Below are 12,825 nucleotides of genomic sequence, written 5' to 3' on the forward strand. Positions count from 1 at the left end.
GTCGGAGCCCTTTAAGCGCTCCTGAGCTTTGGCACAAATGCCTTTCGGTCGGCACTCGATGTTCCATAACACTCGATTTGCGAACCCGCGCGCATAAACCCCTTCCGTTGCGGAAGGGGTTTTTAGCGCTGTTCAAGCTTTCCGAGCGGATGAGCTGAACAGAGCTTGCTGCTGGGCCCACTCGGCTGGGATGGATTTCAACAGCTGCGCCAGCTCAAGTCCGTCTGGCTGCATTCCGTTCAGGATGGCTTCGGTGATGGCCGGCGAGAGCAGGGTGAGCCGAAGCACCCGGCACAAATAGGACTCGTTGATCTTCTCGGCCTTGGCGAGCTCCCGCACCGAGCTAAACAGGTTTGATTCAAGCATGTTGCGCCAGCGGTGAGCCCGCACGATGGCCTTGATCAGTGTGTTGTCGACCTGGGGCTTAGGAGGTGACCAGGCCTCCGCATTGGCGGGGGTAACCACGCGTTTGCGACCACCCTGCCGGCGGAATGAGATCGGAATACTCACGGTCATTGTTCGGGCGTCCCGACTGAGCTTCGGCCGGCCAATCGGGCCGAGGGTGAGGGTGGTCGGTCGGTTCATTCGGCTGCCTGCTGGAAAGGTTGCGGCTGCAATTCTGAGGAGAGCGAGGTCAGTCCGTGGATCTTCAAGGTGATGTCCAACCTCTCGGCCTGGATATCGACGCGTTCGACCAGCAGCTCGACGATGCGCGCCTGTTCTGCCGGAAACAGCTCGTCCCAGAGCTCGTCAAAGCCGAGCAGTGCGCTCCGAACCTCGGCCTCGCTGATCTCAGCGGAATGTTTTCGTAAAGCGCGCCAGGTCTGAACGATCACTTCTGGGGTTTGCAGGAGCAAACGAACCTGATCGATGATGATCCGCTCTAATTCGGCGGCGGGCACTAACTTGACGGGACAGTCCGATCTGCCTTGCTTCATCGCGGTCTGGCTGATGTAGTAGCGATAAAGGCGGCCAGACTTTCGGGTGTGGGTTGGCGACATCGCGGCGCCGTCGGGCCCGAAGAGGAGGCCTTTTAGCAGTGCGGGGGTCTGCGCACGGGCATTGCCGGCGCGCTTGCGCGGGCTCACCTTCAAAATAGTGTGGACTTGATCCCAGAGTTTGCGATCGATAATCGCTTCGTGCTCGCCGGGGTATGAGGTGCCTTTGTGAACCGCCTCGCCAAGATAGACCCGGTTATGAAGGATCCTATACAGTACTCCCTTGTCCAGGAGGTGTCCGTACCGGTTGCGTTCGTTGGCTGCGACGAGTTCGCGAGCCAGCCGAGTTGCGGATTTGAGCTGCACGAACCGCCGAAAAATAGCTCTGACCCTTTCGGCATCGGCTTCGTGAATCAGCAATTTTCGGTCGCGGACTTCATAGCCGAGCGGCGTCCAGCCGCCCATCCATTTGCCGCGCTTGCGAGAGGCCGCGACCTTGTCGCGGATCCGCTCGCCGATCAGCTCGCGCTCGAACTGGGCGAACGTCACCAGGATGTTCAGCGCCATGCGGCCCATGGCATCCTTGGTGTTGAAGGATTGGGTGACGGAAACGAAGGTCACCCCCTGGCCTTCGAACAATTCGACAAGATTGAGGAAGTCGAGCATCGACCGCGAAAGCCGGTCAATCTTGTAGACCACGATGACGTCGATCCTGCCTGCTTTGACAGCTGCCAAAAGCCGCTTCAGTGCCGGTCGTTCGAGTGTGCCTCCCGAAAACCCGCCATCGTCGTAGCGATCGGAAACTGGAGTCCAACCCTCCGCTCGCTGGCTCACGATGTAAGCCTCACAAGATTCTCTCTGGGCGTCGAGCGAGTTGAAGTCCATGTCGAGGCCTTCCTCGCTCGACTTGCGGGTATAGACCGCACAACGGACTTTGCGGACTGAGGAGCGGTCCAAACCTGTTCGCTCAAAGGAGTTGACGAATGGGCTGGTCGGACGCTTTGCCGATTTGCGGGAGGTCATTTGCTCAGCGAGTTCTTTAAGCCAAAGAAGACCCAGCCATTCCATTTGGTGCCCGTGATCTGGCGGGCGACCGAGGACAGGGACTTGTAGGGGCGGCCGAAATACTCGAAATCGTCGTAGCGAACGGTGACGCAGTGCTCCACGCCCTCCCACTCGCGGATCAGCTTCGTCCCGGCGACAGGCCGCAGAAGCGGTCGAGCCTTGCGGTCCGCCGGCTTCTGGTCGGCATATTGCTTGGCGATGGCTTTGAGCCGTTCCGTGGTTTCACGGCTCAAGCCGCCATAGGCCAATTCCTGGATGCGGTAGGCCAGCCGGCTCTCAAGAAAGCGGCGGTTGTAGGCGGGCGGCTCAGTGTCAAAGAGCTCGCGCCAGCGTGCTTTCAGGGCTGGGGCAGGGGCACCTTTCAGGGCCGCTAACTGGGCTAAAACGCTTGTTTTCACGGGGTCACATCCTTGCGGTCCTGCCGGACATGACCCCCGACGACCGCTCCACAGTCGAGCGGATTTTCTTCCTTGCAGCGGGAAAATCGACTGGACTTCCGCTCCAAAAGACGCTGGAGGCCAACTGCCAAGAGGGCGGCGATATCCCCAAGATCTGCGGGGGGGCGGGGCGAATCGGAGGGTAAGATGGCAGACATGGGCGGAGCGTGAGCAACCGCGACAGGGCTGTCACGCACCAAACCCTAACCTTTCCGAGGGGGTTCTTTTCCCTTGGCCAACTTAGGACATCCAGGTGCGGGAACGATGGTCAACGATCAAACTCTCCGGATCTAGCGCTCCCAAGGGCGACCGTGATGCTTTGGAAAGTGCAAAAAAGGAGCTTGGTCCATTTCGAGCGGAGCATCGAGATGATCTGCTCTATTTGTGCCCATGCGAAGAATGCGTCGAAAAATTCATCATCGATATCGCGGCCAAGTTCAACGCGCGCAAGCTCCTCATTGAAAGCGCGCCGCGTCAAAAGGCTATGCAGCAAAGTTTCCAGCGGGTTTCGGACGCCGCTCGGAATTTGGCGATCGCGCTGATTGAGCTGGACGACTACTCACGAATCCACCTCATTGAACCCGACGAAATTGATCGACCTTACCTCGAAAGGCTGTACCAGGCAGCTGCGGCAAGCAAGCTTCCCACCCCTGAAACGGAGGACGCGCCAGCAACCAATGGACCGTTTGTCGAAACGCTCCTGAAGTTGGATAGCTATGTTTCTCTTAGATCAAGAAGCCTTGCAAGTTGGAACGTAAGCGAACCCGTTGTCGACAGAGGCGGCAACACGAATGTAGTCAAGCAGTGGTTTGGTCCAGCTGCGGCCTACTTGGTGAGCTGGTGCTGGATCGCCTTCGAAAACTGCCGGCCAGACACAGCTACTGGCAGTGAGAACGGACCCTTCGTGGCCTTCGTCAACGCAGTGTACTCATACGCGACCGACCAGATTGAGGAGAATTCGACCCTTCTGCATTGGACGAAAAAGCTAGCGAAGCCGCTTCGGCACCACGATCGTTGCCTTCGCCGATACGGGCAGATCGAGACTGAATTGGAGGATTTACGGGCGAAGGCATTCACGCAAGAGGTTGGAGCGCCGATTGTTGAGCTGGAACGGGAACTAGAGATCGCCAAGCAGGCATTGTTGGACGCCGCTATCGCGTTGAACCAACAAATCATCAGTCCGGGCAAGATACCCCCACCGTCTTGACGCGGTACAAAGCCTGACGTCGGCGCATTCGATCGGTATGGCAGCAAAGTGCTCCTGAGCATTCATGTTCGCTGGTCGGTTAACGGCGGCGGCGCTCATGATCTGCCTACCGTGGGATGCAGCCTAGGTAAGCCCGGCCTTAAGCGTGAGGGCGGCTGCCGGCGAGATGGATATCGCCGTAAGTAGACGCGACCTGCGTGGCGCCATCGCATGCGCGGGGTCCGAACGCGACGGCCTGGCTCCGCCGAGCAAGATCGCCGAGGGCATAGGAAGTGTCTCGATGCGCAAGCCTCGGGATTTCTCGCCTATGTCCTCCGCTCCAACCTCCACCACCAAGCAACAAATGAGAATCAGATCGTGATGTTCTACGCGGGGAAATGAGCGGGGTCCGATTAGCCAAAGGAGCGCAAATCTGTGAGCAAGCATGAATACGAACTGCTGTCGCCAACGCGATCGCGACGTTGCCAGGTCGGATCATTTCAGATTGGCGGGTCCTCCCCTCAATCGGCGCAAATGCGGGCGAGCTTCGCGCCCGGGTTCTCTAGTCACGCTGTGTTTAAGGAGCCTTAAGTTAAGGCCTTAATTAAGGCGGCGAATCTCGGAAATAAATACAGAAAGCCATCTGTGCGCGAAGTGTTGCACCGGCAGCCAAAGGCACTGAAAAGTTAGGTGACACGGTTGACGCTGGTTGACGGTGAGGTTGACAGGGGGCCGGTATCAAAAGTTTGGGTGGATTCTCTCCGGGACCGGTGTGGGTGGTCCATACGCAAACTCACGGAAATGCATAACCAAAAGCCAGCCTCTTTGTGATCAACAGTCGAGAATCTGGACGTTTGGGAAAGGTCTAAACATGACGAAGCGTGGCTGGAAGCGTTCGCCTGAAAGCAAAGCTCGTATGGCGGAGCTGATGCGATCGCGCCGCTTCGAGATAAGCAAACGCACCAAGGAGCGGATGGCAGATCCAGAGGTTAGGCAGCGTATCCGGGATGGGATGCAAGCTTCTTCCGGTGAGGCAGCCGAGCTTCAAATGCTGCGGCTGGCTTGGGTGGGAGCACGGCCGTCTGCGCGTACAAGGTTTCTGATTGAGCTGACAAAAGCTGAGGGCGATCAGCCGTGAGAGTAGGGCAGTGGAATTCCTCTGACGGACTTCGATGCCCGGAATCGACTTTCAGGATAGGGACTTTTTCTGCCCAACGAGGATTCTCGGTCTAGAGACTGTTGGATTCATCGTGAGTTTATCACGGCTGCGGCGAGATGGATCATTGCGGCGAAGCTCTGGTCGGTTTTGTCAGCGCGTAGCGCGATGCGTTTGAACTCCTTGAGCTTGCCGAAGAAATTTTCGATCAAATGACGCCATTTGTACATTTCTTGGTCGATGGCGAGAGGTCTTGCGCGGCGCGGATGCTGGGAGATGACGATCCTGGCGCCGAGCGTGTCGAGTTCGGCGATGATGGCGTTGCTGTCGAACGCCTTGTCGGCGATCAGCGCCTCGAATGCTCTCAGCGCCAGACACGGCGTTAGCGCGTTTTGCCGCGTATCGCGTCCCACCAGGGACAGGTGCCGGCCATGCGTTCGTAGTTGCCTTCCATCACCTGGACAGGGGCGCGGCGAGTCTCGGCGGGTGGGGTGGGCGCGCCGATGTCCTCGAACAGGCCCTTGTGGCCCCAGAAGCTGCCGAGATTGGTCATTTCCACGGGCGGCATTACATCGTCGACCTCCCTGCCGCCCCAGCCGCATTCCACGTAGATATCCGACGGGGTGCGCATGTAATACGACGTCATGAGATCGTTTGGGTGGCGGCCGAGTGTGGCGACGATTTGCTCCGGCGTGCTCTGCAGCAAATCGTAACCCTGGCCGACATCGTCGAGCTGATAGTATTCGACGAGCAGGTGATGCATGCTGCGCACTGGCGCGGCCACGAGAGCCACACTGTGGTGGCGTGCGTTGACATGCATGAAGTAGGCCCTCAGCGGGGCAACCATGAAGTCGCTGATGCGAAACCCCAGCAGGTCCTTGTAGAAGGCCAGGGCGGCATCGATGTCGGGGAATGTCAGAAGGGTGTGGCCCATGCCGTGTGGGCCGGTGCGGAAGCCGGAGACGTCGCGGCCAGGCAGAAAGACCGTGTCAGCTACCTGGGCGCCGTGGAAGGCCTCCAAACGGTTGCCGGCGGGATCGGCAAAGGAGATCAGCTCCATCACACAGCGCTGGTCCGCCAGCGCTGTGGGCTCGCGCTTCACGGCGACGCCAGCGGCTTCGAGGCGAGCAGCGAGCGAGTCGAGAGCCGCGGCATTGGTGACTTCCCAGCCGAAGACCTGAGCGCCCGGCTCAATGGCCCGGTCGATGAACAGGCGCTGTTTGCGGTCGTCCATACGGAAGGCACGCACCGAGCTGGCGCGGTCCACGGTCTGCATGCCAACTTTTGATGTGGCGAACGCGGCCCAATCATCGAGGTTCGACGCGCCGACGCCGAGATAACCAAAGGCCTGGATTTCCATGGTCTATCCTCCCTGGTTGTTTTCTCGACAAGGGTAAGAGGCAGCGAGCGCCATTGCAACGGGAGTATTGAGGCGTTTACTCGTCAACCGACAGCGACATTCCGCTGTGATAGCGACAGCCGGAATGGCGGACATCATAAATTCACGCTGCCAAGTCGGCTGATGGCCCATCAGCGAGTGACGCCCCGTCTGATGGAGGTCCGCTTATTCGGGCATAGCGGACTAGATTTGCTCACCCTAAGTTCTTCCCATCTTGACCCATACCGGAAGTCACGCCCGTTATTCGCGTTCGACGTTAATGGTTCGATTGCGGCGTGCAACCTTAATCCGGTTCAACAGTCACGCTTGAGCGGCATCCAAATGAAGGGTTGTCTGGGTTGCGCTTGGAATATTCCTGCACCGATCCTTGGAGTCGGCTTCTTTCGGCTGAACTTTTACGATATCCATGTCCGCTATCGCCTGATGGTCGAATTTCAGGATGGCGATCAGGTCAAGACCGGATCAAGCACGACCCAAATGGAAGTCTCTTGGGATTCGCCCGCCGCAGCGCGTTGATCCGCTGCCGCAGCACCACAATGTGATCATCGTCCCAAGATCAGTTTGCACAAATCCAACATCGAGCAGCAGCATCGCCCGACCAACCGCCATCGGATTGCGTTTACAATAGGGACAGGGAGGCCGTAATCAGACGTAGGCCGCCGCCTTCATTTCACCGGCGAGTTCATTGTAGCAGACCGTCCATGCCTCACGGGCGGCGGGCGTGAAATCTTCTCCAAGCGCCTGTTCGAGGGTCCAGAGCAGCGCTTCCCGCACCGCGTCGTAGTCGGCGAGCTTGACGCCATACTCGACATGACGGACGGCGAGATCACGCAACGCAGTCGAAACCTGATCCGGCTCGGGCAAATTGTACACGACCATAGCGAGCATGCTCATCAGCTTGAGGGCCTGAATGCGCATGTTTTTGTTGAACAGCGGCCGGAAACTCGGATTCTTGGCGAGTAGCCGCTCGTAGAACAACGCCCCGGCGACCTCCGGCATCACTGCCAGCCCGGCGAAGGTGCTCTGGACAAGTTCCCGTTGCGCTGTATTCACGATGTTTTTTCTCCCCTGCGGCGTTTTTTCTCCCCTGCGGCGCCCCTCACTCGTCTAAACGCAACGCTACACTAGGCATGGCGGACCATCCCACAGCGTACAAGCGTCACGTGACCTGACAGAACGCCTTATCTCCTCGGCCCACCAATTCCATGGGCCGGAGCATCATTCACATAGAAGCGGCTGCGATGTCGTCTCATCTAGCGCCATGAAACGTCTCACCAAGCGCCAAGCGGGAGATCGTAGTCAGAACGCCGGCCGCCGCCCTCATTTCACCGGCGAGTTCATCGTAGTAGACCGTCCGCGCCTTGTGGATAGGGGGCGTGATGTTCCTGCTGCGCAGCGTTCACGATGTTTCTTGCCCTGTCGTGCGCAGGCCGCTCGCTCGTTCTTGCGAGACCGCGCGTAGCATAGTGGGCGGGCTACCAAACTCGCTTGCGAACGCGCGATAAAATGTTGCCATACTGTTGAACCCCCAGCCAAAAGCGATGTCGACCACCGACCGGCCAGTTCCCGTCGCCCCGGCGATCGCCTCGCGGCACCGGAGCAGTCGCTGGCGCGAAACGTATCGGGCGAAACTAACATTGTTCGCCTCGAACAGTCGGTACAACTGGCGCGCCGACATGCCGAGTGCGACGGCGGCGCTGGCGGGCGTCAGGGTGGGATCGGCGAGATGCAGATCGATATAGCGCTTGGCTGCCGCGAGCCGCGCCGAGTGCGGCGAATCCCGCCCGCGATAGGTGCCCTCGTCGGAGGCATTACAGGTCAGTGCCACGAGGCCGCAGAGATTGCGCAGCACGGCTTCACTAAGTGCCTCGGGAAGCAGCGGCGCTTGCACCTTCGCCGCATCGATAGCTGCGCCTAGCAGCAAGCCGAGCGGCGACGCGCCGGGCAGCCGAAAGGGACACTCCAGTCGGCCCCCGGTTATAATCGGCGAGAGCGCGGCCCGCGGGATGATCAGCATGTCGTACGAGGCAGGGCCTTTCGATTCCGCGTCGAATTGCCATTCGGTTGAGCTTATGCAGAAATCGCCGGCTTCATGAATAAGGTCGACCGGCGTGCTGCGTGGGGCGGCCCTCCAGATCACCGGCACGCGAAATCTGCGGACGAAGAACGCTTCGGACTTGTCCTTGGCAACATCGGCCGCTGTGCGTTGGACCCTCTCGAGTTCCGATTTGATATCTAGCAGCGCAAATTCGCCGGCAGTCGATCCGCTCGCTTCCGCGCGAAAGGCGGCGGGATTCGGGACCTCGCCCGGCGTGATGCTATGGGCCTGCTTCGCGAAATAGTCGCACCAGCACCTCACGCGGTCGCGCGGCTCTATATGTTCCGTGGAAAAAGAGACTTGCATGACGAGCCCTATGGAACCGACCGAACGTCCAAGGTTCCCAATCTTAAACAGATCGCATGGGTAAAGCGAGGGTGCGAGACTCCCACTGTCGGAGGGGTCATCCGACGCGGTGTGGTCCCATCGCTTCTCGGTTTCGGCGGCCGAGATGGCCGCCGCACTCTCCTGTTCGAGGAAGACCCAGATGGCCCACTAAACAGCAACCGAAGTCCGATCGGCGGAGAATGAGACATCGTGCGGCGCTCACTGGGACGACGGCGGTGATGTGCGGCCCTACAGTCATTGAGATCGAAGTAAGGCAGAGGTTGCAAATTTTCTTGCAGAGAGATCGTGATGACCGATGCCCGCATCAGGAGACCGTCACTGATCAATCCGCGGAATGATGAGTATCGGGTTGAGGCGGAAGTCACGACCAGCGATGATACGGTGACCGTCGGTCAGCGACAACCAAGTGTAACCGCTGCAGGTCTGCCGGAGTCTATCCTACACTACGTGATGCGGACGAAAGATAGCGTTCTTCTCCACGAAGTCGCAGACGGCGATCTCCAAGAACGGGAGGCGAGGATACGGCGGCTGGTGGATGCCAACATCATCGGCATCTTCGTCTGGGATCTTGACAGCCGGATCATCGATGCCAACGAAGCTTTTCTACGCATCGTCGGATACGATCGCGACGATTTTGTCTCCGGTCGACTGCGCTGGCGGGATCTGACGCCCACTGAATGGCGCGATGCCGACGACCGACGTGTGGCGGCGCTAGAGGCGACCGGATTCGCGCAACCTTATGAGAAGGAGTACTTTCTGAAAAGCGGCGGGCGCGTGCCGGTGCTGGTCGGGGCAGCGACGTTCGGCGGGCGACACGACCAGGGCATGGCCTTCGTGGTGGACTTAACCGAGCGCAAGCGGGCGGAGGTGGAAATTCGCGAAAGCGAGCGGCGTTACAATGAGGTGCAGATGGAGCTCGTGCATGCGAATCGAGTCGCATCAATCGGGCAGCTCTCGGCTTCGATTGCCCATGAAGTCAACCAGCCGATCGGGGCGACGCTCAACAATGCCTCTGCGGCGTTGCACTGGCTGAGCAAAGAACCGGCAGATCTAGAGAAAGCTCGGCAGGCTCTCAACCGGATCTTTGCAAACGGCAATCGCGCCAGCGAGGTCATCGGCCGGATGCGCGCGCTTTTGAAAAAAGCACCTCTCCGGAAAGAAGACGTGGACATCAACCGAGCAATCCTCGAGGTCATCGCCCTGACCCGTGGCGAAGTCGTGAAGAATGGCATTTCGGTGCAGTCGCATCTCGTGGACGACTTGCCGCTCATTCAAGGAGATCGGGTCCAGTTGCAACAAGTGATTATGAATCTGATCATCAACGCCGTCGAAGCGTTGAGCTCGGTCAGCGACGGGGCGCGAGAATTGGTGATCACCACTGGTAAGGGAGAGCCGGGTGGCGTGCTCGTCGTAGTGCGGGATTCGGGTCCTGGTTTAAGTTCACCGGATCTCGATCGCATCTTCGACGCCTTCTACACGACAAAGCCCGGCGGCTTGGGGATGGGTCTATCGATCTGCCGCACCATCATTGAAGCGCATGGGGGCCGACTGTGGGCCACTGCCGCCCAACCTCAGGGGGCGACTTTTCAATTCACGTTGCCTGCACAGTCAAATCAGGCAGCGTGAATTGAACATCTTGCAGCGGGCCAACAGCGGAGCAGATGGCTTCCGACGTTACGAATCTTGATATGTCGCTTGGAGTTTGCGATTTCAAGCACGCGCCCATCGCCCCGTGACCGGTTCGGGGGCGACTTCGGCTTGTGGCCCGTGGCTGACCTCCGCCCACTGTGCTGCGATGTCCGCTCCCAAGAGTTGACCCGACCATAGTCATGCTGCCTGCCGAGGGCAGCGTTTGACCCTAAGCCGAACAACACAGCAGCCTCCGCGATGTCGGCTGACTCACGAGAGACCGGACGTTGTACGATGGTTGCGATGACCGCCGCTCGTCACCCCCACGTGACATCGGCAGCCTTTGAACCTTAGGGTTCGCATCGCAGACGTAGCAACGAGCAGGATTTTTAGAAGTCGTCCAATTGTCTGGAGTTGGTCCGACACCATGCGGTTCGTATCAGAAAGGCCGCGCAGTTTGAACTAACGCATTTTGAGGATTCGCGGCGCTAATTTCTTGTTTTCTTAGAGAAATTGCCATGACGAAAATACCGTTGATGACCGTTAACTCGGCGACATTGATCCTGGTACTGGTCTCGCACTTGGCAGCGCACGCGCACGATCCTAACCGCCCCCAACTCAATCAATGGTTCGACAGCCTCAAAAGTGACAAGGGGGCATGCTGCTCAAACGCGGACGGAATACCAGTCGCTGGCCCTGACTGGGAGAGCAAGGGCGGCGGATACCGCGTCCGCTTGTACGGAGAATGGTGGGACGTGCCACCGGAAGCGGTGATTGTCGGACCCAACCTCATCGGACGGACCATTGCGTGGCCCGTGTATGAATATATCGATGGCATGCCAGCACGCGTGACCGATATTCGCTGCTTCATTCCGGGTCCGATGATGTGATTCAAAATCAGCAATGTCACTTCCGCCCGTGGCCCCAAGCCGCTCTCCGGCGTCATCGCCACTGCGTCTGCTCTTTGGGCTAGACCGGACGCACCCTAAGACTGGCAGCACAGCCGATATTGACCCGACTCCGACATGGCAACGTGCGTCGCCGTGCAGCCGATCAACTCGACTTTACGCCATTGGAGCTTCAAGCTGACGTTCGCCGCCGCGCCGCTGCTGGTCTCGAAGGCACGGCGGCGTCCACGCTCGTCACCGCGCGCTGCCCGTGGTTAGCTCTTGCGAGTGCACCGGGATCATCAGGTGCTCATTGGGTTTGCCGGGGAACATGACGTAAGGCTGGCTCGCGTCCTTGACGTCCAGATCGCGCGGATAGGGACTGAGCATCTCACGTGCTGCGCCCCCGACAATCATCACGTGCGGCCCGGTCTGGACCCAATGCTTGTGCGTGTGCCGTTCGGCATGATCATGATTGCTCGTGCCGGTGTCCCCGGCCAGCATGAAAATCAGGCCGATCTTATTCGGCGGCTCCTGTTTGGCCTGTAGAGCTTTGCGCCATTCCATGGCGTTCTGATCATCGCATTCGGGCGTTCCGTCATTTCCGATAAAGCACGTAAAACCGTTCGATCCGGTTTGGACGGTCTTCGAAGACCCATCCGGCTGCGTCATGGTGATCGTCGCGTTATTCGCGACCGACTGCGGGGCGGCGGTCTTCACCTTGGCGATGTACTCTGGTTCGGTCTTCGGGACTTCCTCCGTTGGAAGAGCCGATGCCGACGTGATGAGCGCTGCCGAAACTACGCAGAACCCAACCGACGCGAGAGCATAGAACCTGTTCATGGTTTACCTCCTGCAAAGTGGGCAACCGCACGAACTGTACACCGAAACAAAGTGGGCGTATCCTCCCAGGTATGGCAGGGATCTTTCCTTTCTCTATGTGACTCACCAATCTATCGCTCGTACAACTTCGCCATCGCATCGCCGTCGGCGGCCGTGAAGCCTTCTAGCCAGATCTGATCGGCGGCATGGAGCGCCTTCACATCCGCCTCTGGTCCGGCTGCCTGGATGGATTGGCATGCCCGAATGCGTCCCTGCGGTGTCCAAGCAGAATCTTTAATGTCGCCTCTTGGCCCAACGCTGACGTCCGACTTAGATGTTTGTAGGTCAGTTGAACATGCCAAAGCGGACATCGGCCGCCGGCTGACTTCTTCCATAACAACTCATACCCGAATGATGGTCCGGCGCTCGGGGGAGCGGGCCCATCGGCCGGAGTGCTATTTGGCCCGCCGGCGAACTCGCACCTAAGCCGATCTGCCGCGCGGCTTGCTCAGCGGCATGCGCTCCTCAACTCCATCGCGCCGATTTGTCAAAAGCGCGATTCGAGCATCGGCCTAAAAGCACCTGACGCTTTATGTGCCGGGATAAGGATGGGCTGTGCGCAGGAGCAACGCGCCTTCAATGGAGTGGGTCGCTCAATTCAAATATACCCTCTAAAGTATAATTGCTAGAAGGCTGTAACCATTAGATGAAAGGCCAAAAGCGGGCTTCTTTCTGACTGGGACCGTGTGGAAAAAGACGGCGAGATGTCTCGGTTATCGGACGGCGGTTATACGAGGCCTAGGCTCTTGCGGTCGCGGGCGCACGAACGTTGAGCGGTAGTGTCTGCTTTTGCTTGGTCA

Annotated in this window: 13 protein-coding genes; 5 read left to right on the plus strand and 8 right to left on the minus strand. The window is 58.9% G+C overall.

Annotation, left to right across the window (positions count from 1 at the left end; genetic code table 11):
* Positions 1 to 132: 132 nt before the first annotated feature.
* Genes OWC48_RS11920 through OWC48_RS11930 form a run of 3 tightly spaced genes read right to left on the minus strand, consistent with a single transcriptional unit; the run spans position 133 to position 2,401 of the window.
* Entirely contained in the window at positions 133 to 585 is a 453-nt protein-coding gene (locus OWC48_RS11920) for a hypothetical protein (protein ID WP_282520161.1), read from the minus strand.
* Entirely contained in the window at positions 582 to 2,006 is a 1,425-nt protein-coding gene (locus tag OWC48_RS11925) for a recombinase family protein (RefSeq protein WP_282520162.1), read from the minus strand. Before OWC48_RS11925 ends, OWC48_RS11920 begins: the two co-directional genes overlap by 4 nt.
* On the minus strand, positions 1,958 to 2,401 hold the full coding sequence (locus OWC48_RS11930; RefSeq protein ID WP_282520163.1) for a DUF2924 domain-containing protein: 444 nt from the start codon (positions 2,399 to 2,401) through the stop codon (positions 1,958 to 1,960). Before OWC48_RS11930 ends, OWC48_RS11925 begins: the two co-directional genes overlap by 49 nt.
* A gap of 292 nt (positions 2,402 to 2,693) precedes the next feature.
* On the opposite strand from OWC48_RS11930, the gene OWC48_RS11935 reads away from it, so the two are divergent.
* Complete coding sequence (locus OWC48_RS11935) at positions 2,694 to 3,647, plus strand: hypothetical protein (protein ID WP_282520164.1); 954 nt, start codon at positions 2,694 to 2,696, stop codon at positions 3,645 to 3,647.
* 850 nt (positions 3,648 to 4,497) lie between these two features.
* The gene (locus OWC48_RS11940) at positions 4,498 to 4,764 is read left to right on the plus strand and encodes a hypothetical protein (RefSeq protein WP_282520165.1); all 267 of its coding nucleotides are present in this window, start codon (positions 4,498 to 4,500) and stop codon (positions 4,762 to 4,764) included.
* Between the two features lie 107 nt (positions 4,765 to 4,871).
* Here the strand turns inward: OWC48_RS11940 and OWC48_RS11945 are convergent, their stop codons facing one another.
* Positions 4,872 to 5,195 (minus strand): transposase, encoded by a 324-nt coding sequence (locus tag OWC48_RS11945; RefSeq protein ID WP_282520166.1) that lies wholly within the window; start codon positions 5,193 to 5,195, stop codon positions 4,872 to 4,874.
* Positions 5,165 to 6,142, minus strand: a complete 978-nt coding sequence (locus OWC48_RS11950; RefSeq protein ID WP_282520167.1) for a VOC family protein — start codon at positions 6,140 to 6,142, stop codon at positions 5,165 to 5,167. The genes OWC48_RS11945 and OWC48_RS11950 overlap by 31 nt, the downstream gene beginning before the upstream one ends.
* A 345-nt stretch (positions 6,143 to 6,487) precedes the next feature.
* Here OWC48_RS11950 and OWC48_RS11955 point away from each other — a divergent pair, with 345 nt between their 5' ends.
* A complete protein-coding gene (locus OWC48_RS11955) occupies positions 6,488 to 6,697 on the plus strand; it encodes a hypothetical protein (protein ID WP_282520168.1) in 210 nt (69 codons plus the stop codon).
* Between the two features lie 129 nt (positions 6,698 to 6,826).
* On the opposite strand, the gene OWC48_RS11960 is transcribed toward OWC48_RS11955, so the two are convergent.
* On the minus strand, positions 6,827 to 7,234 hold the full coding sequence (locus OWC48_RS11960; protein ID WP_282520169.1) for a globin domain-containing protein: 408 nt from the start codon (positions 7,232 to 7,234) through the stop codon (positions 6,827 to 6,829).
* 346 nt (positions 7,235 to 7,580) lie between these two features.
* Positions 7,581 to 8,585 (minus strand): helix-turn-helix domain-containing protein, encoded by a 1,005-nt coding sequence (locus tag OWC48_RS11965; RefSeq protein WP_282520170.1) that lies wholly within the window; start codon positions 8,583 to 8,585, stop codon positions 7,581 to 7,583.
* 330 nt (positions 8,586 to 8,915) lie between these two features.
* On the opposite strand from OWC48_RS11965, the gene OWC48_RS11970 reads away from it, so the two are divergent.
* A complete protein-coding gene (locus tag OWC48_RS11970; RefSeq protein ID WP_282520171.1) occupies positions 8,916 to 10,253 on the plus strand; it encodes a sensor histidine kinase in 1,338 nt (445 codons plus the stop codon).
* A 521-nt stretch (positions 10,254 to 10,774) separates the two neighbouring features.
* Positions 10,775 to 11,146, plus strand: coding sequence for a hypothetical protein (locus OWC48_RS11975; protein ID WP_282520172.1), 372 nt, complete (start codon positions 10,775 to 10,777; stop codon positions 11,144 to 11,146).
* Between the two features lie 252 nt (positions 11,147 to 11,398).
* On the opposite strand, the gene OWC48_RS11980 is transcribed toward OWC48_RS11975, so the two are convergent.
* Positions 11,399 to 11,986, minus strand: coding sequence for a hypothetical protein (locus OWC48_RS11980; RefSeq protein WP_282520173.1), 588 nt, complete (start codon positions 11,984 to 11,986; stop codon positions 11,399 to 11,401).
* Positions 11,987 to 12,825 lie beyond the last annotated feature (839 nt).

It is taken from the genome of Bradyrhizobium sp. Arg816, assembly GCF_029989365.1.
Classification (GTDB): Bacteria; Pseudomonadota; Alphaproteobacteria; order Rhizobiales; family Xanthobacteraceae; genus Bradyrhizobium.